We start from the raw sequence: 22,428 nt of genomic DNA, 5'->3' as shown, positions 1-22,428 counted from the left end.
CCTTTTAATTTGTTTTAACTTAATTCTATGGTAATTTTATTTATAACAACTGGAACTTTAAATTCCAGTGTGTTATCAGAGTAAATAAACTCATTTAAATTATTACCATCAACATAGATATTTTGAGGATCCTTATTTAAATTATTGAAAATCAACTTATAATCTTTAAATTCCTGCTGATAGTTTTCTTCTGTTCTTTCTATATTAAAAATTATCTGATTATCAGTATATTGATAATTAAAATCTGTCAAATTATAGATACCATCCTGATAGTTATATGAGATACCATCATCATCGTATAGACTGTAATTACCTAAATTATTATCTTCAGTTAAGAAAATATTTAATTTCAGTGATTCAATTTTTTCTTCTTCAACATAGTTTAATTTTTTATTAAGCGGAATAATACTTCCTGCTCTAACAAAAAGTGGTAGAGTATCTAATGGTGCATCAACTATAATATGGTCTCCACCCTGATAAATTTCCTTTGTCCAGAAATCAATCCATTTTCCTTCCGGCAGATAAAGCATTCTTTTTTTCTGATCCGGCTGATATACTGGAGCTACCAATAAACTCTCTCCAATCATAAACTGATCAGATAAATTTTCACATTTTTGATCTTCTGGAAATTCCATTATTAGAGGTCTCATAACAGGAACACCAGTTTGAGAAGCCTGATAGAAAAGATTATAAAGATGAGTAATTAATTTATATCTCAGCTCAATATATTTTTTAATTATTTTTTCATGCTTCGCTCCAAAAGACCAGGGCTCCTGAGAAATTGCTCTAACCTCACAATGATTTCTAAAGAAAGGAACAAAAGCTCCCATCTGAGTCCAGCGGGTTAAGAGTTCCCCATTACTGTTGCCTGTAAAACCTCCAACATCTGTTCCACAAAAACTTACCCCTGACATGCCCAGATTCATCAGCATTGGCATCGCAATTTTTATATGATCCCAGAAACTTCGGTTATCTCCAGTCCAGACAGCTGAATAACGCTGAATACCAGCAAAACCTGACCTGGTTAGCACAAATGGTCTTTCATTTTCAAGGCTTTCTTTTAAACCTTCAAAAGTAGCCTTATCCTCTAAAAAGCCATAAAGATTATGAAACCTGCGGTGAGTTCCAGGATCTCCATCATTCTGATGCATTACATTTACATCCATAGTATCAGTTTTATTAAAGACAGCTGGCTCATTCATGTCATTCCAGATACCCTTAATTCCTAATTCCACATAATCTTTCTGCAGACCGGCCCACCAGTCTCTTACCTCTGACTGAGTAAAATCTGGAAAAGCACATTTTCCCGGCCAGACCTTATCTATAAAAACCTTACCATCAAGATATTTACAGAAATAGTCATTTTCCATACCTTCCTGATAAAGATTATATTCAGGATCTCTTTTTACCCCCGGGTCTATTATTGTAACTCCTTTGATTCCATTGTCAGCCATATTAGTAAACATAGCCTCTGGGTCAGGAAAACGATCTTCATCCCAGGTGTAAATCTTATATTCGTCCATATAATGGATATCAAAATGAAAAGCATCACAGGGAATTTCTTTGTCTCTAAAGGTCTTTACCAGCTGTTCAACCTCAGCCTGAGGATAATAGCTATAGCGTGACTGGTGATAGCCAAGTGACCATTTGGGTGGCAAAGGCATTCTGCCGGTTATATTTGAGTATTTCTGAATTACTTCTTTTATGGAGGGACCATTTAAAAAATAGTAATCCAGATCTCCACCTTCAGCCCAGAAAGAATAATAATCCTGCCCCTCACTTCCAAGATCAAAAAAGCTTCTATAGGAATTATCAAAATAAATACCATAACTATTTTCAGGGCTGTAAGAAATCAAAAAGGGAATCGATTGATATAAGGGATCAGTATCATCAACATGGGGCACAAAAGTATCATGATTCCACATTTCATAACGTCTGCCCTTTTTATCAAGCCAGCCTGTTTTCTCACCCAGACCATAAAACCTTTCGTTATTTTTAAAAGATTTCCAGGCTCTTACTTTCTGCTTTTTCCAGCCCAGAGCATGATTAGAATAATCTTGATGGATTAAATTGCCTTTTTTATCATAAACTTTAAGTAAAAACTTATCTTTTTTTACTTTAAGCAAAAGTTTTTCAGTTTCAATAATAATTTGATTATCCTTTTCTTTAATATCAAAATTATCATAGCTTAAATTATGTTTAATTACTGCTGGGGTACTCCGGTAATTTATAGATTGATTGGAATGAGCCATAATCAGCCTAAAACTGTCAGCACTTAAAAATTTTATAACAGCCTCTGCATGTTTAAACTCAAATATAATTTTGTTATTCCTTATCCTATAATTTAAAATACCCTGCAGTTTATTATAATCACTGCTGTCATCTCTGCTTTTACCCTGCAGTAGAGCTTCACTATTATCCATTAAAAAACTCCTTTCAAACTTCAAATCAAACAATAAATTAATTGCGCAATCGTTTGCACAATTCGACAAAAAAATATTATTTAGTGCTTTTCTCAATTTATATATTAATATATATCAAAAAATTTTGCAAGGATTTTTTAGAAATTTTTTATCTCTCATGTAAAAATTAGGTCAAATCTGTTATAATAACTAATAATATTAAGATAATACAGGGGGGAAATAGCTTGCATGATAATCAATTACTAAATATTTTAAAATCTACTGAAAAAATAATTCTATTTAGAGAAGTTAAAGAAAATAAAATTATTAGTAGTTTAAAAGAAATTGCAGATCAATTAGATAATTCTGATCAAACTCTAACTAATTTAATTTATGAGCTTATTGAGTTAAATATCAAAGAAGGTCTGCAGGGGGATATCTGGCATAACTATCTCAAAAAAATTGTCACTGATTCTGAAAATATCTTTTCTTTAAAAGCTGAAAAAGGTACAATAGATCAAGATTCCAGCCTCTACCTGCTGGCAAAAAATGATATTAAAATTATCACCACTTTATTTTCATTTTCTTTTAATGATCTGCTTATTAACCTTGATTTTGAGGATTTTGAACATCTAGGTAATTTTAAACTAGCTGAAACAGATCGAAATCTTGAGAAAGAAAATTTATTTAAAAAACTCTTTGTCTCTGCTTCTATTGATGATAATTTAAAAGCGTTAATAAATTTTTATTATAATCATGGTGCTTCTATTTTAAATGAAAGCCGAGCTTTTTTCTGGCAGGATAACAAATTAACTCGAGTCAATAATTCTGATCCAATTACTTTTGCGAATCTAATTTCTTATCAAAAAACACAGCAAAAATTAATAGAAAACACTAAAAGTTTTTTAAATGGATTTCAGGCTCATAATGTACTGCTCTATGGAGATAGTGGTACAGGCAAATCATCTTCTGTTAAGGCCCTGGTTAACAAATTTTATCAGCAGGGACTTCGTTTAATAGAAATAAATAGCTCTCAAATTAAAGAATTACCTTCAATTCTTGAATACTTAAATGAACGAGGACTTTATTTTATAATTTTTATGGATGATCTTTCTTTTGAAGAGTTCGAAACAGATTATAAATATTTAAAAGCAGTTATGGAGGGCGGAATTGAATCCCGACCAGATAATGTTCTATTTTATGCCACAAGTAATCGCAGACATCTGGTTAGAGAAAAGTGGCAGGATCGAGAATCGGAAATCCATGAAAATGATATTTTAAATGAAAAATTATCGCTTTCGGAAAGATTTGGTCTGACTTTAATGTTTTCTAATCCAGCCCAGGATGAGTATTTAAAAATAGTCAAAGGTCTGGCTGCTCAGGAGAATATTAATCTTAAAAAAGATGAATTAGAAAAAAGAGCACTGCAGTGGAGCAGATGGAATAATGGTCGTTCCGGACGTTCAGCCAGACAGTTTATAGATCAACTGTTAAAAGAAAATCATTTTCAAAAATCAAGATAATAATAATCTAAATTTAATACCGTTCTTTAAAGCTAAGACAGTTGATTTATAACCATCTAACTTTAAAAGAACGGTATTGATAATTTTAACTTATTTTTATTTTGGTATTGGATATAATTTACCACCGTGACTATCTAAAAATCCTTTTAATTCTTCCAATTCAGTTCCAGATATTTTTAAGTCCTGATTATTTTCCTGATATATTTTTAATGCCAGATCTAGCATTCGATTATCTCCAGGACTAACAGCTGTATCTACATCCTGAGATAGGGTAAACTTAAGTGCCAGTTCAGCCAGACGATCATTATCATAAATTGGTTTATACCAGGTATTATAATTTTTTTGACGACCATCCTGCCAGCGTTTTTGAGCTAGAGCTTTAATTGCAATGATTCCCATTCCTTTTTTTCTAGCCTGCTTAATTACTTCTGGTCCCTGATTAAAGTTAAACCAATAGTTCCAGTTCACAGGAAACATTATGGTATCAAAATCAAAACTTTTAATTAATTTTAAAGCAGCCCATTCTTTATGAGCTGAAAATCCAATATGTTTTATCAATCCCTCTTCTTTAGCCTCAATAATTGCTTCCAGGGCACCACCAGAACCAAGTGCTTTATTTAGTGCATCTTCATCTGTAACCTCGTGCAGCTGGTAGAGGTCAAAATAATCTGTTTCCAATAATTTTAGCGATTTTTCTATATCTTTTTTTACCTGTTCTTTTGTCTGACCAGGTTCTGTTTTATTGGCCAGATAGACTTTATCACGATAAGGTTTAAGGGCAGGACCCAGAATATTCTGTGCATTACCATAGGTTGGACCTACATCAAAGAAGTTTATACCTTTTTTAACAGCAGCTTCAACTATCTGATCGGCCTCTTTTTGGGGCGTATTCATTAACATTATTCCACCAAAAGTAATTTCTGATACGTTCAAATCAGTTTTGCCGAGTTTTCGATATTTCATTATTTGTACCTCCTCGATTTATTTGAAGTTTTCTCTATATGCAATAATAATATATCTAATAAAAAATAGCAAGGGAGCTCACCAGATAGACAGCTAAACTCCCTCGAATTTTGATCTTATTTTTTTAATTTTATTTTAGCTTCAACTTCAATCCTATCATTAATTTTAAGTCCTGGATAAGCAAAATATGGTTTTCCATTCTCCTGCCAGAAAATCTCCTGTATTCTTCCATGGCGGTTGGGATCATAAAGTGGATTTCCTTTAATCTCTTTATATGGTCTGGCATGGTAGACCAATAAATCCGTAACCCCATCTTCGGACTTTGTAAAAGAATTATGACCCGGTCCATAAAGTGAAGTCACCTCACTGGTTTTTAAAACAGGCTTTTTACTTTTAGTCCAGGAACTGCGGTCCAGAAGATTACTGTTCTGATCAGCACTCAAAAGCCCCATACAATAAGGAGCTCCTGTTTCACTGGCAGAAAATGTAACAAATATTTCCCCATTTCGTTTAATTACAGCCGGACCTTCATTTACATCAAAACCAATTACTTCCCAGTCATATTCTGGTTCTGAAAGTAAGTGCTGGCTCTTAATTGTCCAGGGGTTTTCCATTTCTGCAATATAGAGATTTGAAATTGTATTATCAGCTACTTTTTGCGCCCAGATTAAATACCTTTTACCCTGATGTTTAAAGGTGGTTGCATCAAGACTGAAACTTTCAAATTCAATATTAATTTCACCTTTTTCAATCCATTCGCCAGTAAGAGGATTTTCATCCTGACATTCCAAAACATAAGGGCGAATAGCCCAGACATCATCTTTTTTACCTGCAGCAAAATAAATATACCATTTGCCATTAATATAATGAATTTCAGGTGCCCAGATATGTTTACTCATTTCACCCTGGTCATATTTTTCCCAGAGCACATATTCTTCTGCGTTTTTTAAATCACTTATATTTTTAGCTCTTCTTAGAACAATCCGATCGTAATCAGGATAAGAACCTGTAAAGTAATAATAACCATCACTATGTTTATAGATATAGGGATCAGCTCTCTTCTCTACCAACGGCTCAGGATAATTAATCTCGCTTAGTTTACCTTTAACTACCAATTCCCCTTTTGCTTTCAGTTCATCCAGATCTATATTCTCCCACTGAACACCCCTGTAGCTATATTTACCATCCAGAAAAATTTTAATCTTTTCTGGTAGTTCAATTGCAGCTGGATCAGAGCTGACAATTTCTATTGCTTCAATTTTTGTAATTTCTTCAGTATAATTATTCATTTTTATCCCACCTAACTCAATGTAATTAAAGTTACCGAAGCTGCAGGCAGCTTAGCTTTAAGCTGAGCCTCAGCGAATTCTATTTTATTAAATTCTACAGGCTTAAGATTATCAGGATTATCAAAACTATTATGAGCATTTAACTGAGATGCTGTTAGAACTCTAGCCTTTACTTCAGACAAATTTAAGTTTTCTGCTAATAAGTTAGTTTTTAATTCTATTTCTTTATTTGGATCTAAATTACAAACAGTAATATTTACTTCTCCCTCTTTATTTACTGAAGCAGATGCATTTAATGCCGGAATTTCTTGATCATCAAATTTATAAGCTTCACTCTCAAGATCAAAATGAAGAAGCTCTGCATTTTGATGTACTTTATACATTTCAAACACATGATAACTTGGGGTTAAAATCATATCCTCTTTATCAGTTAATATCATAGCCTGGAGTACATTATTAGTCTGAGCTATATTAGCCATTCTAACTCGATCAGCATGCTGATTAAAGATATTTAAAGTTACTCCAGCAATCAGTGCATCTCTTAAAGTATTCTGCTGATACAAAAACCCAGGATTTGTTCCTGGCTTAACATCATACCAGGCTCCCCACTCATCAACAATCATTGCGATTCTTTTTTCTGGATCATAACGATCCATAATTGCACCATGTTTGGAAATCAATTCATCCATTTTGAGAGCTTTCTTTAAAGTTATAAACCACTCATCTTCTTTAAAGTCAGTTGCAGACCCTTTACCTTCCCAGAAATCACCAGGAATTGTGTAATAATGAAGACTTAAGCCATCCATCTGGCTGGCTGCATTTTCCATTAAGACTTCCGTCCAGTTATAATCATCTATATTAGCACCACAGGCAATCTTAAAAATTTCATTATCACCATGGTCGCGGACATAAGTCTGATAATTACGATACTGATCTGCATAATATTCAGGTCTCATATTACCACCACAGCCCCAATTTTCATTTCCAACTCCAAAATATTTTAAATGCCAGGGCTCTTCGCGGCCATTTTCTTTTCTCCAGTCAGACATTGGAGATTCTCCGTCATGAGTAATATAATCAATCCATTCCTGCATTTCTCTAATAGTTCCACTGCCAACATTGCCTGAAATATATGGCTCTGCTCCCAGCAGATCACATAATTTCATAAATTCGTGAGTTCCAAAATGATTGTTTTCAGTTACATTACCCCAGTGAGTATTTACAATTGTTGCCCTTTCTTCTCTGGGGCCAACACCGTCTTTCCAGTGATATTCATCTGCAAAACAGCCTCCCGGCCATCTTAAAACAGGAATATCAATATTTTTCAGGGCTTCTACTACATCTGTTCTAATCCCATTTTGATTGGGAATATCGGAATCTTCTCCAACCCAGAAACCCTCATAAATGCATCTGCCTAAATGTTCGGCAAAATGTCCATAAATATTTTTATTTATTTTTTCTTTCTTTTCATCTAAATTAATATTTAATTTATTCATAACTACACTCCTAACATCATCAATTTTTTATTTAGTCAGTCTAATAACATTCCAGGATAGTTTGGGTAATTCAGCAGTTAGTTTGTTTCCTTTTACTTCTGAGCTGCCGTTACTATGAGGTTTAACATTATTTGGATTTTCTTCAGTATTAACAGCCTTAAGATCCTCATTTTCCAGGACAATATGTTCAACAACCTGATAATCTTCAAATCCATTTAGTTGAGTGTCTAATTTCAGAGCAGATTCAGTATCTCTATTAACGGCAAAGATAGTAAGTTCTTCCTTATCTTCATCAAATATTGTTACCTGATCCAAAAGATCAACATCTTTAAAATCTTTACTATCATATGTGGGAGAAGTTACTCGACTGTCTAAAACAGTACCTCTACCAAATTTAGAAGCATGATAATAAGGATAAAAAATAGTCTGTCTCCAGCTCCCTCCATCTTCACTAGTCATTATTGGTGCAATAACATTTACAAGTTGAGCCTGATTGGCAATTTTAACCCGATCTGCATGTTTTAATAAAGTAATTAAGGTCAATCCCACCACAAGTGCATCTTCAAAATTATAAATGTCTTCTAACTGTGGAGGTGCAACTTGCCAGGGCTCTCTCTTTTTGTCAGCATCATCAGAGTGATACCAAACATTCCACTCATCAAATGATAAATTAACAGTTTTATCACTATTTTTCTTAGCTTTAATATAGTCACATATTGAAACAACTGAATGGATAAAATCGTCGAGACTTTCTGTCTGAGCCAGGAAGTTTTTAATATCATCTTCATCATTACGGAAATACTGATGTAAAGAAATATAATCAATATGTTCATAAGTATGTTCTAAAACAGTTGCTTCCCAATCAGCAAAAGTTGGCATCTGACGGTTTGAGCTTCCAGAAACAACAAGTTCAATATCGGGATCAAGTCCCTTCATAACCTTTGCTGTTTCTAAAGCCAGACGTCCATATTCGTCAGCTGTTTTATGTCCAATCTGCCAGGGACCATCCATCTCATTTCCAAGACACCAGGTTTTGATATTATAGGGCTCCTCTCTGCCGTGTTCTTTGCGTAAATCACTGTAATAACTTCCACCAGGATGATTACAGTACTCTAAATAATTGCGGGCAGCATCAATTCCTCTAGTTCCTAAGTTAACAGCCATCATAACATCAGTTCCTGCTTTTTCAGCCCACTGCATAAACTCATTGGTGCCAACTTCATTTGTCTCAACAGTTCTCCAGGCTAGTTCAAGCCGATTCGGCCTATCTTCTACAGGACCAACTCCATCCTCCCAGTTATAACCAGAAACAAAATTCCCACCAGGATAGCGAATAATTGGAGGATCTATTTCTTTAATTAATTCTAATACATCTTCTCTAAAACCATTTTCATCTGCTGTTTGATGATCGGGCTGATAAATCCCTGTATAAACTGCACGACCCAGATGTTCAATAAAGGAACCAAAAATTCTCTCATCTACCTCACTAACTGTAAAGTTACGATCTAAATAAACATTGGCTTTCTTTTTTGTCATAATTTTCTTCCCTTCTTTATAATAATATATTTTCAAAAACTCCATCTCCTACAAAATTAATTACCCTCACTATCCAATTGTTAACTTAATTGCTTTTGTTTTAGTATTAACTAAAGAACATTTCTAAAAAACGGCTTATTATAAGCAAATAAAGATTTTATGAGCTTCTAAAATTGGTTTAAAAGTTGAATGATTAGTTTAGTTATTTAGTTTTCATTAAAAGTATAGCATATGCTTTAGATTGATGTCAAATCACTTTTGCTAAATAATCAAATAATTTTTATAATTGCTTCAAAATAACTGCTATATCAGTATTTAAAAGTTTAATATTAAACTATATTTTGTTTTAATTAAATTTAAATCAAAATAATTTGCCTTGTTAATTTTAAAAAATAACTTAAATTTGATTTTTCATTAAAAGTGTTTTATAATTGACTAAAATAAATAAAGTTTGGAGGGAAGAATTTGATTTTAATAGATAATTTAAGAGACGGGTTAAATACTTTTAAAGCCTTGAGTTCTGAATCTAGAATTAAAATTTTAGAACTGCTGTCTGAATACAACAGGCTTAATATGAATGAGCTTGCTGAAAAGCTTGAGTTAACAAATGGTGCCATTACCTCTCATGTCAAAAAACTTGAAGAATGTGGATTGATCAAGGTTTCAACAGAATCCGCCGCCAGAGGTAATCAAAAGCTTTGTTATTTACATGAAGATAAACTTATTTTTGATTTAAAAAAGAAAAGAAAAGAAAAATTTTATGAGTCTGAAATTGCAGTTGGTCATTTTTCTGACTATGATGTCTATCCTACCTGTGGTCTTGCTAATAAAGACCACATCATTGGAGAAGTTGATGATCCCAGCTTTTTTGCCGATCCAGAAAGAATAAATAGTCAAATTTTATGGTTTACTAAAGGTTTTATAGAATATCGATTGCCTAATTATTTAAAACCAGGACAAAAACTTACCGAAATACAAATTTCAATGGAAATAAGTTCTGAGGCGCCAGGTGTCTGTAATGACTGGCCTTCTGATATATTCTTTTATTTAAATGATCATGAACTTGGCAGCTGGACAAGTCCGGGAGATTTTGGTGAAACTAAGGGGATTTTTACACCTTCCTGGTGGTATCCTAATTGGAATCAGTACGGCCTTTTAAAATTACTATCTGTAAGTAAATATGGAACTTTTATTGATGGCTCTAAAATTTCGGAAGTTACAATTGATGACCTTGAGCTTGATCATAAAAGTAATTTTAAATTTAAACTGGCTGTACCGGAAAAAGCTGAAAATAAAGGTGGTTTAACCATTTTTGGAGAGAATTTTGGAAATTATAATCAAAGCATTTATGTCAGACTTATTTACAGTTAAATTAAAATCTATCTAACAATTAAGTTAAACATACTTCAAATATTAAAATTGTATATTACGGGGTGTAGTTCAATAATGATGTATAATCAGGATCAATTTATAATAAAACTTGGCAGAAAAGCAACAATAAGTGGTTTAATTGGATTTCTTTGCGGACTTATTGCTGCTTTTTTACTTTCTTTTTCTATAATAGCAATAGCTTTTACTGCTATTATTTTCTCTTTCTTTTTTACTTCCGCTTTCTGGGGAATACATAATTTAAAAATGTGGTTCAATAAATATCGTTATCGCATGCCTGAATACCTCTGGTATTTTTTAAATATTTTTGTATATTTAGGAGGAGTTATTGTAGGTTTAATAGGTTATGGTTTTATAGAACATTTCCTTTTACTCCTGGCAATGGATCAACACAAAAAGGGCACCGGATTAATTGGAGCTCAGATTATACTTTTACCTTATCTGGGGAAGATTTATGCAGATAAAATAAACTATAATATTTAATTTTTAGCAGTAATAAATTCAATAAATCTGGCAGTTAAAGTTGGATCAAACTGACTGCCTGCTTTTCTTTCCAGCTCTGTCATCACTTCTTTTTTATTCATTTTTCTAGAATAATAATTTTTATTTAACATAGCATCATAAGCATCTATAATCAAAATTATTCTTGATAAATATGGAATCTCCTCTTTTGCTAAGCCCTCAGGATAGCCATTTCCATCCCATCTTTCATGGTGATATAAAATTGCTTTTGCCAGTGATGCAAATTCTTTCGAAGCTGCAGCAATTTTATAACCAACTTCTGAATGTTCTTTTATTTTCTCCCACTCTTTAGAATTCAACTTATCTTTTTTAGTTAATATTTGTTCTGGTATTGAAATTTTGCCGATATCATGCAGTTCAGCCAGTTCAATCAACTTACTTTTTTCTGTGTTTTCTAGTTCCAGATAATCTGCAAAACCAGCTGCTATTTTTTTCATCCGCTGAAGATGTAAGCTGTCTTCATAACTTTTTGCTTCAAGTGAGCTTAAAATATTAGAAATCAACTTCTTTTTAGCTTCTTTGCTCTGGCTGATCTTTTCCTGATACATCTTCTTATCAGCCTGATTAAAGATCTCAAATAAATCTTCACTCTCTTTATTTTTAACTGCTGAACCGACAGCAAGTGAAATCATAATTTCTTCTTTATTTGTTTTATTACATTTTTCCTTGATTCTTTGAACTATTTTTTTCATATCTGCTTCACTCGTATCCGGTAATATAATAACAAATTCATCTCCGGCCCAGCGCCCAACTAAATCAGAAGATCTTGTTGATTCTTTAAGAATTCTGGCAGTTTTAATTAAAAGCTGATCTCCTTTTTGATGACCGAAAGTATCATTAAAGAGTTTAAGTCCATTGACATCAATCATAATTATTGAGACAGGTAGTTTTCTGGACGAATTTAATCTTGTCATTTCTTCTTCCAGAAAAGTCCTATTATACAAATCTGTTAGATTATCGTGATAACTTAAATATTTGATTTCTTCTTCTTTAGTTTTATAATCAGTATAATCAATTCTCATACTCAAAATTGCTGTACTAAAATCTGCCTGTACAAATTTAGTTTCTTTCATCAAAAAATATCTTAAACTACCGTTTTTATTATATGTTTTCATGATATACTCTTTGTCTTCTCCATTTAATATATCACGAATATTTTCCTGTGCTCTTATTTTATACTCAATCGGAACTAAATTCTTAAACATCATTTCTCCTTCTAATTCTTCTCTGCTGTAACCTGTATACTGGCAGATTGCATCATTAACAGTAATTATTTTTCCGTCCTTATTAAGTAAAAGCATTCCAGCCGGGGATTGATTGAATAATTTTTGATACTGCTCTTCTCTAATTTTTAAGCGGTAATGCAAATCTTCATAATAGATCGCAAATATTCCCAGCATAAACAATAGCGAAAAAAGTCCCTTGAAAAAAATACCGTATTTTTCAAAATAAGAGTTAAAACGAAGATAGGGCAAAAAAAGCACAGTTAACCCCAGAGCCACACTATTAAAACCCAAAAAATTAAAATAGTTATTAAATGCCTGATTAAAAAAAACATCTGCACTTTTAAAAAAAGCAGCAGCTAGATAAATCAGGGCAGGTGCAAAAATAATAAAACGATTAAAAGTAAAAGAACTAAAAACCACAACTAAAACCAATAATTTTAAAATTTTAAGATAAACTGAATTTAACTCCAGCTGAAAATACCTATGAACAGCTTTTAACAGGTAATAGGCTTCAAAAATTATAAAAACTGCATAGAAAGTATATAAAATTTCAAAATCAAAATAATAATATAGTATATCTACAGCATTGGCCAGAAAACTCAAAATCGCAAAGACTGTAAAATACAACAAATATCTATTTTGGTTTCTCTGATACAATAAAAAAATTCCCAGGGCAAAGATGATAAACCCGGCTGAATAAATATATGTAAAACCAAGTTCTAAAAGACTCAAAAAATTCAATTATAAACACCTCAATAAAAATTATGATCAAATTATACTACATATTTATTATAAAAATTGTTATATTTATAATATTCGCCAAAAATTTGCTCTGCCCTTCTTTTATCAAAATAATATCTTTTATATTTAAAAACCCCTTTCCGATAAAGCAGAATTGATAATCTTATCTGCTTAAAACCGTAAAAAGGGGGGCCTCCTGATTTTAAATTAAAATCTTAAGTTTAGTGGTTATATAAATTTTTAAAAATTTTTTCTAATAAATCAGGTTTAGCAAGTTTAGCAGTCCATTTTTTAGGAATTGAGTCATAACCATAATAAGCTCCAGCCAGCTGACCGGTTACAGCTGCCACTGTATCTGCATCATCACCTAAATTAGCAGCCAAAATAAGAGCCTCTTTAAATGAATCAGTTTTTAAAAAAGACCAGATACTTGCTTCCAGAGTATTGATTACAAAACCATCAGATTTAATCTCACTTCTATTTTTTTGGAAAGCTCCCTTAACTGCCAGAATTACTCTGTCATTTAAATTAAGATCTACAGCTGTATCTTTAATTACTTTTACCTTAAATGCATCCATCTCAATTCGAGCATTGATAAACTGCTGTAATAAACCACCAAAATAACGACAGCTATCAATCGCCATTTGATTATTATGGGTTGTTAATGAACTTTCACCTGAATATTTTACAGCATCCATAAAATCATCCCGAAAAAAAATTGGAACAGGAGCTAATCTCATTAAAGAACCATTACCTGCCGCTCTATCTTTTACCGGGGGCAGCTTTTCATTTTCTTCAAAAAATTCCAGAGAATGTGCTGTATTGGCTCCAATATCAAAACAACTTCCGGTAGAACTTAAATAACCATTTCTATACCAGTCTAAATACCTCAACAGCTGATCTTGTTGGTTAAACCCTTTTTTACTCAAACTTTCTGCCAGACAGAGAGCCATAGAACTATCATCTGTCCAATATCCTGCCTCAAGTCCGTGGGGACCATCAGACCTCATATCAGTAATTTTTTTAAAACTATCTCTTTTTTTAAATTCTACTGCAGCTCCCAGGGCATCACCGACTATAAGACCAAAAAAAGCTCCAGCAGCATTATTTTTTCTTTTCATTTCTATTTTTTGCATCAGTTTCTGATTATCAGATGGAGTCTGAGCCACTAAAATCACCCTTCCATTAATTTTCCTTCAAAAAAAGAGAATAATCAGCTGATTATTCTCTTTAAATCTTATTTACCTACAATTTTTTTGATTTTATTGGTAGCATCTAATAATGGACTGACCGAATCATCATAATTTACTGTGTCAATTAGCAGTGAAATTAATTTAGACATGTCAACCTCTTCAAACCAATCTGCATCTTTAAATTTCTGTGGAATATAGGTCATATTAGTTGAAAATAACTTGGTTATATAACCTTTCTCATAGTATTCATTCATTTTTTCTATACCATTGGTAAAGAAAGTAAAAGAAACTGCAACATATATATTACGTGCATTTTTCTTTTTGAGCTCCCTGGCAATTTCAAAAACAGAACCCCCAGAAGCAATCATATCATCTACAATCAATATATCCTTACCTGCTACTTCTGCTCCCATATATTCGTGTTGAATAATCGGATTTCTACCATCAACAATTTTTTTGTAATCTCTTCGCTTATAAAATAAACCTACATCAAGTCCAAGTACACTTGCATAGTAGATTGCTCTATCCATTGCTCCAGTATCGGGAGAAATAACCATCATTTCATCTTTATCAAAACAAATTTGGTCATCAACCCTATGCATTGCTTTAATAATCTGATAGGTAGAATGTAAACTTTCAAAACCAGTCTGAGGAATAGCATTCTGGACTCTGGTCTCATGAGCATCAAAGGTGAAAATGTTTTCAACACCCAAATTTTCTAGCTCCTGTAGGGCCATCGCACAGTCTAAAGACTCTCTACTATTTCTTTTGTCCTGTCTCCCTTCATATAAAAGCGGCATAATAACATGGATTCTTCTGGCTTTACCTGCAATTGCAGAAATAAGTCGCTTAATATCCTGAAAATGATCATCAGGACTCATCCTATTTTCAATCCCAAACATATTATACGTCACATTATAGTTGCCAATGTCAGCTAAAATATAAATATCTTTTCCTCTAATTGATTCTTTAAGCTGTGCTTTTGCTTCTCCATTAGCAAATCGAACAATTTTACTATCAATAATGTAGGAATCTTTAATTTCATCTACATGATATTCGCTACAGCTGCTGGCAAATTCTTCTCTTCTTCGGTTAACAATATAATCATCTACTTTTTTACCCAGCCCCTTACAGCTATCATGTACAATAATTCCCAGTTGCCCAAATGGTATCTTTGTGATTTTTTGTTCTTCCACTTTTGTTTTAGCACCTCATTTATATATTATTTTCTTATCCCCTAATAATATTTCAAGATTTAATTTGAATATCCTTTTTCTCTTTCTTAATTAATGAAAGTCTATATATTAATTATATTCTCACAATGATATATTCTGCCATTTTTTTAAATTTTTACTTAAACTAAATAGATTAAAAATGTTCTGGCCAGGCCAAGAAAAACAAAGAAACCAAAGACATCAGTAACAGTTGTCAAGAATATTGCTGAGGCCAGTGCCGGATCAATTCCCAGTGACTGTAATGAAAGGGGAATTAAGAAACCAAACATACCTGCAATCAATAAATTAAGAATCATAGCCATAAAGATAATTATTCCCAGATAATAATTTCCATACATTAAATACAGAATCAAACCTGTAACCAGACCGGTAGCAGCCCCATTGATAATTCCAACCATCGCTTCCTTAAGCAAGAGTTTCCAGTTATCTTTAAAATCAATTTCTCCCAGAGCAATTCCTCTAATAACTATAGAAAGTGTCTGAGTTCCTGCATTTCCACCCATACCTGCAACTATTGGCATCGCAGCTGCCAGAGCAACAACCTGAGAAATAACATCTTCAAATATAGCAACTGTAAAGGTTGCTAAAAAAGCTGTTGCCAGATTTATAAACATCCAGGGCAATCTACTTTTAACAGACTGAAACAGAGTTGCATCTGAGCTTTCCTCTTCATCCACTCCATGCATTTTATATAAATCCTCAGTGTTTTCAGCCTCAATTACATCAATAATATCATCAACTGTAATTATTCCAATTAAGATTCCACTTTTATTGATTACAGGGATTACTGTTAGATCATATTTTGCTACCTGCTGAGCAACAATTTCCTGGTCTACATCAGCAGAAACTTTAATGATATTATCATCCATTAAATCTTCCAGTTTTTTTTCATCATCGGAACTCAATATATCTCTTAAATCAACACTTCCCACCAGCTTTTTGTTATCATCAGAAACAAAAATAGTATCAATTATTTCTGTATCAGGAGCAATTTTCTTTAATTTTTGCAGAGCTTCTATAGTTTTTAAATTCTTATTTAGTAAAAGATATTCGGTGGTCATAATACCACCAGCAGATTCTCTATCATATCCCAGCAGATTTTTTACTACTAGAGCATCATCCTGCTTCATATGTCTCAGCAGTTCTTTTCTTTTTTGTATTGGCAGTAAACCTAAAATATCAGTAATATCATCCGCTGCCATATGAGAGAAAATCTCAATAATTTCTTCTGAGTTTTTACATTTCAAAATATCAATCTGCAAATCTTTTTCCGATTCTTCAAAGATATCTGCAAGGTCTTCTGTTTCCAGCAATTTTGTAAAACTATTTATTTTAGAAGCCTCAAGTTCAGAAAGAGCTTCTGCAATATCAATAGGATGATTATCTTCTATCCAATCTTCTTTTACATTTTCCTCTTTGTTTAGATAGTTATTAATTTCATCTTTGATGTGATCAATTTTTTCTACCATTAAATCACCCCTATTAAAAAAATAATATTAAGCTCTAACCAGTAATTTTAATTCTATTTTTAATTATAACAGTAATTATGGATAGATAAAAGTAATTGAAAATAAAATATTTTTAAACAGTTAACATCTTCCAACAGAAGCTTAAAACATAATCTTAAACTGTTATTATGAAAATAATGGAATCTGTGTTATAATATAATTGCTTTGACTTTCAAATAATTAAACTTTAGAAAGGATTGTTTATCAGTGTTAGAAAAAACCAGCCTAAAAGATTTATTAGCAAATCACAGCACTATGATTGAGATTAAATCAGGCAAAAATATTTACAGTTATGGTCAAAATGCAGATAAAATTTATTTTATTTTAAATGGTTTAGTTCGAGTATTTATCAGGGATAATGATCAGGAATTAGAAATCCAGCGTCAAAAAAACGGCAGTTTTGTTGGTGAAAGTGCTTTTACTGCAGATCACTACAGTTCTCGAGCAGAAGCATATTTGAATACAAAAATACTGGAGTTTAAGGTTTCTGATTTAAAATTTATTATGCAGAAAAATGTTTCTTTTGCCAGTAAAATGATCAATAACCTCTCCAGTTATATTGAAAAATTAGAAAACAAAAATAAAATTAATCTGCCTCCAATAAATAAAATTAATAAAAAAAAGGAAATTAAAAAAGAGATAAAAGATAGATCTGGTTTTTATTTAGAGGGACACAAAACTTATGAGAAAAAAACAGATTCTAAAGATGAATATTACCTTTATGATAAAGAAATTGAATGTCCGGTCTGTTCTAAGAAAATGTCCGTTAAGAAAATCAGAAACTCTCGACTTCGTATTAAAAAAATCCGAGAAGATTTACGCCCCTTATATAAAGATTTCAATCTTTATAATTACAGTATCCTCTCCTGTTCTAATTGTTTATTTACAGCCAGAAGGAAAGATTTTAATAACATTTCTAAAAGCAAAAAACAAATTATAAAAGAAAATTTTAAGGATTTGATAAAAAATACATTAAGTAATGATTTTAAAATAGAATTTTCCGAACCCAGGAGTATCAACCAGGTCCTCGATGCCCATTATCTTGCTTTAAAACTTTATAATTATATAGACCTTAATGCAGACAGAAAAGCCTTTCTCTGGCGTGAATTAAGCTGGATCTACGAAGACCTTGGTGAAAATCAACTTTCAGAAAAAGCATCATTAAAAGCTTTAAATAATCTGGAAGAATTTTATTTTAAAGCAACAGATAATCATCCTAAAAAAGAAACTAATAAATTAAGTTTATTACTTTCGGTTTTATACTACAAGCACAACCAGAATCACAAAGCATTACCACTGCTGGATGAACTGATTAGAGATAATAAAGTTAATATCAGACACCGAAACAAAGCCAAAGATCTATTTTTAAAAATTAGAGAAGTAAATAATTAACTATCAAAGACAAAGAGAATTTTACCCACAGGTTTTTTCGACTTAAAATTACTCTTTTAAATAAGCTGCTAATTTTTTGGGAGAAGCTGTTTCGAATTGTCCCGAATCTAATTTCCAGTATTGAGCAGCATTAGATAGTTGACTAATAAAAGAAATTAACTGTGGATGACAGGTCAAAATAAATATCTGATGTCTGCTGGCGAGTTCAACAAGTAATTTAGCAGTATTATATAAATGATTCTGATCAAAATTAACAAGGGAATCATCCAGCACCAGTGGTAAGGGCGGTTTAATTTCTTTTATTCTGCTCAACCTTACTGCCAGGAATAGCTGCTCAAGACTGCCGCGACTTAACTCTTTTGTACTATTAAACTGCCTGCCATTTTCTGTAACAACCCTGAAATCCTGTTGATCAAGCTCCGCAGCTGTTTTGAGATCACAGTAATGATGACTGGTAATTCTGCTTAAAATGTCAGAAGCAGGCTTTAACAATTCTGTTTCAGCTTTTTCAATCATTCGGGAACGTAACTTTTTAAGAATAAAACTAACACTTTTATTTACCGCATAACTTTGAGCCTGTTTTTCCAGCCCGGTCTGAGCCAGATCAATTTTTTGCTGAGCCGATTCTAATTTTGTGGAAGTAGATAAAGCATTAATTCTATTTTTTACAGTAGTTATTTTTTCTTCCAGTGATTCTTTCTCCTGCTTTAAATTATTTATTTGAACAGATAATGATTCTTTCTTTTTTTCTACAGCAGATTGAGATGTAAATTTATGATAAAAGCCAATAAATGTCTGATAATAATCTCTATCCTGTTTTAATTCAAAAAGAGCTGTTTTTACTGTATCAGAGGCATTTAGAGTATGTTTTAGCTGAGATTTAATTTTCCTATATTCTTCAGTCAGATCCTTTAATTCCTTAATTTTATCAAACTCACTAAATAAAATCTGATAATTTTCTATTAAATCTATTCCAGCAAAAGTATTAAAATCCAGACTGCAGTAGGATGAGCTTTCTTTGATTAAATTTTTTATTCCGGTCAAATTCATTTTTAATTTCTGTTTTTCAGTTTGGTTTTCTTCTTTTTTTATTTTAAGTTCTCTATATCTTCTTTTTTTATCACGAACTTCTCTTAAATATGAATCTATAAAAGACAGATAATCAGCTTCTGAAATCCCTAAAATTTTTGCATATTTATTTAAATCAGCTCTAACCTGCTCTAAATAAGAAGTTTTTTTCTTTAATTCGAGCTCTTTATTCTGCAGCTGGTTTTTATTTAACTGTTCTTCTTTTTCTAACTTCGATAATCTCTGTTTTTCCAGTTTAGAACTTCTATAATTTGAGCTGTAGTAAATAAAGGCTGTCAGAGCCAGCACTAAAGAAAAATATTTTAATTGCTCAATATTTATCCAAAAAGAAGACCCCAGAGTCAAAAAAGACAGGGCCAGAACAAAATAGCTCTGTTTTAAAATCAAAGAAGGTTTTTTGAAATCTATTTCTTCCAGTTCCTGTCTGTTTTCTTCGAGTTTATAGCTTAAATTTTTAAGTTCTGATTCAATTTTTTCAATATCGTAATTAAGATCTCGGTATTTTTTGAGTTTCTGATTTATATCTTTTTCTTTAATTAAATCAACTTTAATATTCTCCAGCTGCTGCAGGCCATTATTCCAGCTGGTATCTAAATTTTCTAATTCTGACAGCAATTGCTGTTTTGATTTTTCTATTTTATCCTCCTGCAGAAGATAATTTTTTATTCTTTCTTTAAGACTCTCCTCTTTTTGCTGAAATTTTCTTATTTTTTTACTTTCATGCTCCATAAAAATTAAAAATTGATCCAGATTTGTTTGCAGACCGGTATTTTCTGCATTAATTTCTGAATTATTTAACTGAGAAGAAGTTTGGAGAGAATTTTTGTTTATGACTTTATTCAATTTTTGACTCAAATTAACTATTTCTTTCAATTCAGAGTAATTATTTTTTAATAAGTCTATTAAAATATAATGGTTTTCCAGTTTTTCTATTTCCCGCCTTTTACTATTTAACTTATTCTGAAACTGACTTAAATCTTTATTTTTTTGTCTAAACTCATCAACTTCTAATAGAGCCTGATCCCTTTTTTCTTCTGCTTCTCTAATCTGATTATAATAAGGTTTAAAAGATGCTACAGTAGGATCTCCTAATTTACCGCCTATACTTTTAGCATAATTAAAATATTTATCCGCAATTTCTGGAACTTTTACCAATTCTGAAAATCCTGCTCCAAGCAAAATTGAATAAAGACGTTTTTCTTTCTTTTTTCCTTTGGCAATTTTAGCTAAATCCTGTAATTCATTCAAACTGATACTAAAAAGATGTTGATAACTCAACTGATCAAGATTATTAAATAATTCCGAAGCACTCTTTTCCTGCTGATCATCATCTATAACTTTCGGAGCTGCATATCCATCTATAAAAAGGCTAAATTTTTTATCTGCTTTTTTTAGTTCTGCTTCTATATAATAATTATCTACTGCTGGAGGAATAGAATTATCTTTTGGCAGACCAAAAGGTAAGTAGCGAAGTAATTTTAAAAAAGTACTTTTCCCGGCTCTATTTTTACCGCCAATTACCACTAAATTTTTTGAAATCCCCTCTAAATTCTGGTTATTAAAAATACCAAAATCTCTAATATATATTTTCTTATAATACATTTAATCGCCATCCTCAATTAACTCTGAAATTATAATTCTTTCTACTTCGGATAAAATTTCACGCTGCAGCTTTTTCTCTGGATAAAATTTATAGTTTTCTCTATCTTCATTATCCTGATTTCCCTGCCAGATCTGTCCCCATTCTGCTAGCAGTTCCTGATTAAGTTCTGCATCAGTAAGGCTTTCCTCAATTAATTCTTTTATATTTTGGTAAAGTGGGTTATTATTTTTTAAACTTTTCAGATCAGGTAATGTTTTAGCAGTTCTAAAAATAAGAGAATGGATCCAAACAACAGGATAATGTCTGTAATTTTGCTGACGAAAATAATTGACTAAACTTGCTTCGAGCTCTTCTCTGTTATTTTCAACATGCTGATGCAGTTCTGTCCGCCCTTCAATCAGCAGACGAATAATAACTGCTTTAATCTGAAAATTTTTATTTCTGTTTTGGTTTGTTATTTTATCTCTCATTTTGTTAATTTCATCAGTAATTAAATTTTGAAGTTGACTTATATTTTTTAATCCTTCTTTTTCTAAATTAATTTTAAGTTTTAGATAGATAACAGGCGCCAGCGAAATAAACTTTTCTTTACTATTTAAATTTTTATCAACCTCAACCAGAATTACTCCTTTATTACCTTCCTCGCTGATGTTATGAGCCTGCAGAGTTCCCGAAAAATAAATGGCAGGTTGCTGATTTATTTTTTGATACTGATGTAAATGTCCGAGAGCCCAGTAATCAATATCATCTTTTGTAAGTAGTTCACCTTTATTAACTGGAACATAGTGGTTATTATCCTTGCTCAGTGCTGTGTGCAGTAGCCCAATATTAAAAATAGAACTATCAGGAGCAGTATAAAAATTGTACATTGTTCTTGACTCAAATTTTTGTCTGTATGATTGACCTATAATTCTGGCAGCTGTTATTCCTTCTTTTTGATATTCTTTTACTTCTACTTCTTCGCTAGAAAAATAATGTACATTTTCTGGAAGTTCAAAAACCTCGTTTTCCATACCAGCGGGATCATGATTACCAGAAATCAAGTAAATATCTATTCCTTTTTCTTTTAAAAACTGAGTCTGATTTAAAAAAAATCGGCTGGCCTTAACTGAACGTGCCTCCCGATCATAGAGATCACCAGCAACTACAATAAAATCAACTTCTTCATTAACGGCCAATTCAACTAAGTTCTCAAAAGCTATTTTGCCGGCATTAGAAAATAAATTTTTATGATTAGAATTATTTATTCCATTACAGCTTAATTCTTTTCCAAGATGAACATCTGCTGTATGTATAAATTTAATTGGTTTCGGCATTACAC

The 22,428-nt window shown here is 31.8% G+C and carries 15 protein-coding genes; 4 read left to right on the top strand and 11 right to left on the bottom strand.

The window, feature by feature from the left end; genetic code table 11:
• Positions 1–14: 14 nt before the first annotated feature.
• A complete protein-coding gene (locus DFR80_RS06045; protein WP_114489464.1) occupies positions 15–2,423 on the bottom strand; it encodes a glycoside hydrolase family 31 protein in 2,409 nt (802 codons plus the stop codon).
• Between the two features lie 224 nt (positions 2,424–2,647).
• Here DFR80_RS06045 and DFR80_RS06040 point away from each other — a divergent pair, with 224 nt between their 5' ends.
• On the top strand, positions 2,648–3,925 hold the full coding sequence (locus tag DFR80_RS06040) for an ATP-binding protein (RefSeq protein WP_084566031.1): 1,278 nt from the start codon (positions 2,648–2,650) through the stop codon (positions 3,923–3,925).
• A 96-nt stretch (positions 3,926–4,021) separates the two neighbouring features.
• Here the strand turns inward: DFR80_RS06040 and DFR80_RS06035 are convergent, their stop codons facing one another.
• The 4 genes from DFR80_RS06035 to DFR80_RS06020 form a co-directional block, all read right to left on the bottom strand.
• Positions 4,022–4,888, bottom strand: coding sequence for an aldo/keto reductase (locus DFR80_RS06035; RefSeq protein ID WP_114489463.1), 867 nt, complete (start codon positions 4,886–4,888; stop codon positions 4,022–4,024).
• Positions 4,889–5,004: 116 nt separating this feature from the next.
• The gene (locus tag DFR80_RS06030) at positions 5,005–6,177 is read right to left on the bottom strand and encodes a family 43 glycosylhydrolase (protein ID WP_114489462.1); all 1,173 of its coding nucleotides are present in this window, start codon (positions 6,175–6,177) and stop codon (positions 5,005–5,007) included.
• An 11-nt stretch (positions 6,178–6,188) separates the two neighbouring features.
• On the bottom strand, positions 6,189–7,673 hold the full coding sequence (locus tag DFR80_RS06025; RefSeq protein ID WP_114489461.1) for an alpha-N-arabinofuranosidase: 1,485 nt from the start codon (positions 7,671–7,673) through the stop codon (positions 6,189–6,191).
• Positions 7,674–7,700: 27 nt separating this feature from the next.
• A complete protein-coding gene (locus DFR80_RS06020; protein ID WP_114489465.1) occupies positions 7,701–9,209 on the bottom strand; it encodes an alpha-N-arabinofuranosidase in 1,509 nt (502 codons plus the stop codon).
• Positions 9,210–9,674: 465 nt separating this feature from the next.
• Here DFR80_RS06020 and DFR80_RS06015 point away from each other — a divergent pair, with 465 nt between their 5' ends.
• Together DFR80_RS06015 and DFR80_RS06010 are read left to right on the top strand one after the other, a co-directional pair.
• A complete protein-coding gene (locus tag DFR80_RS06015; RefSeq protein WP_076543361.1) occupies positions 9,675–10,580 on the top strand; it encodes a transcriptional regulator in 906 nt (301 codons plus the stop codon).
• A 75-nt stretch (positions 10,581–10,655) separates the two neighbouring features.
• Positions 10,656–11,081: a hypothetical protein gene (locus tag DFR80_RS06010; protein ID WP_076543360.1), complete on the top strand. Its 426-nt coding sequence runs from the start codon at positions 10,656–10,658 to the stop codon at positions 11,079–11,081.
• On the opposite strand, the gene DFR80_RS06005 is transcribed toward DFR80_RS06010, so the two are convergent.
• From DFR80_RS06005 to mgtE, 4 genes are all read right to left on the bottom strand, one after another.
• The gene (locus DFR80_RS06005; protein WP_114489460.1) at positions 11,078–13,087 is read right to left on the bottom strand and encodes a diguanylate cyclase domain-containing protein; all 2,010 of its coding nucleotides are present in this window, start codon (positions 13,085–13,087) and stop codon (positions 11,078–11,080) included. The genes DFR80_RS06010 and DFR80_RS06005 overlap by 4 nt on opposite strands.
• Positions 13,088–13,308: 221 nt before the next feature.
• The gene (locus DFR80_RS06000; protein ID WP_084566028.1) at positions 13,309–14,256 is read right to left on the bottom strand and encodes an ADP-ribosylglycohydrolase family protein; all 948 of its coding nucleotides are present in this window, start codon (positions 14,254–14,256) and stop codon (positions 13,309–13,311) included.
• Between the two features lie 68 nt (positions 14,257–14,324).
• Positions 14,325–15,476, bottom strand: coding sequence for a ribose-phosphate pyrophosphokinase (locus DFR80_RS05995; RefSeq protein WP_114489459.1), 1,152 nt, complete (start codon positions 15,474–15,476; stop codon positions 14,325–14,327).
• 158 nt (positions 15,477–15,634) lie between these two features.
• The gene (gene mgtE, locus DFR80_RS05990) at positions 15,635–16,984 is read right to left on the bottom strand and encodes a magnesium transporter (RefSeq protein WP_076543359.1); all 1,350 of its coding nucleotides are present in this window, start codon (positions 16,982–16,984) and stop codon (positions 15,635–15,637) included.
• Between the two features lie 246 nt (positions 16,985–17,230).
• On the opposite strand from mgtE, the gene DFR80_RS05985 reads away from it, so the two are divergent.
• Positions 17,231–18,415, top strand: a complete 1,185-nt coding sequence (locus tag DFR80_RS05985) for a DUF2225 domain-containing protein (RefSeq protein WP_076543358.1) — start codon at positions 17,231–17,233, stop codon at positions 18,413–18,415.
• Positions 18,416–18,463: 48 nt separating this feature from the next.
• Here DFR80_RS05985 and DFR80_RS05980 read toward each other — a convergent pair whose 3' ends face one another.
• Together DFR80_RS05980 and DFR80_RS05975 are read right to left on the bottom strand one after the other, a co-directional pair.
• Positions 18,464–21,106 (bottom strand): AAA family ATPase, encoded by a 2,643-nt coding sequence (locus tag DFR80_RS05980; protein WP_076543357.1) that lies wholly within the window; start codon positions 21,104–21,106, stop codon positions 18,464–18,466.
• On the bottom strand, positions 21,107–22,423 hold the full coding sequence (locus DFR80_RS05975) for a DNA repair exonuclease (RefSeq protein WP_076543356.1): 1,317 nt from the start codon (positions 22,421–22,423) through the stop codon (positions 21,107–21,109).
• Between the last annotated feature and the right edge of the window lie 5 nt (positions 22,424–22,428).

It is taken from the genome of Halanaerobium sp. ST460_2HS_T2, assembly GCF_003337665.1.
Lineage (GTDB): Bacteria > Bacillota > Halanaerobiia > Halanaerobiales > Halanaerobiaceae > Halanaerobium > Halanaerobium kushneri.
The sequence above is the reverse complement of the archived record's forward strand: the minus strand, read 5'-3'. Positions and strand labels throughout refer to the sequence as shown.

Coding starts and splice junctions, on each gene's coding strand:
- DFR80_RS05980 (WP_076543357.1), bottom strand. CDS start 21,106: ATGTATTATAAGAAAATATATATTAGAGATTTTGGTATTTTTAATAAC.
- DFR80_RS06035 (WP_114489463.1), bottom strand. CDS start 4,888: ATGAAATATCGAAAACTCGGCAAAACTGATTTGAACGTATCAGAAATT.
- mgtE (WP_076543359.1), bottom strand. CDS start 16,984: ATGGTAGAAAAAATTGATCACATCAAAGATGAAATTAATAACTATCTA.
- DFR80_RS06010 (WP_076543360.1), top strand. CDS start 10,656: ATGATGTATAATCAGGATCAATTTATAATAAAACTTGGCAGAAAAGCA.
- DFR80_RS06020 (WP_114489465.1), bottom strand. CDS start 9,209: ATGACAAAAAAGAAAGCCAATGTTTATTTAGATCGTAACTTTACAGTT.
- DFR80_RS06030 (WP_114489462.1), bottom strand. CDS start 6,177: ATGAATAATTATACTGAAGAAATTACAAAAATTGAAGCAATAGAAATT.
- DFR80_RS05975 (WP_076543356.1), bottom strand. CDS start 22,423: ATGCCGAAACCAATTAAATTTATACATACAGCAGATGTTCATCTTGGA.
- DFR80_RS06045 (WP_114489464.1), bottom strand. CDS start 2,423: ATGGATAATAGTGAAGCTCTACTGCAGGGTAAAAGCAGAGATGACAGC.
- DFR80_RS06025 (WP_114489461.1), bottom strand. CDS start 7,673: ATGAATAAATTAAATATTAATTTAGATGAAAAGAAAGAAAAAATAAAT.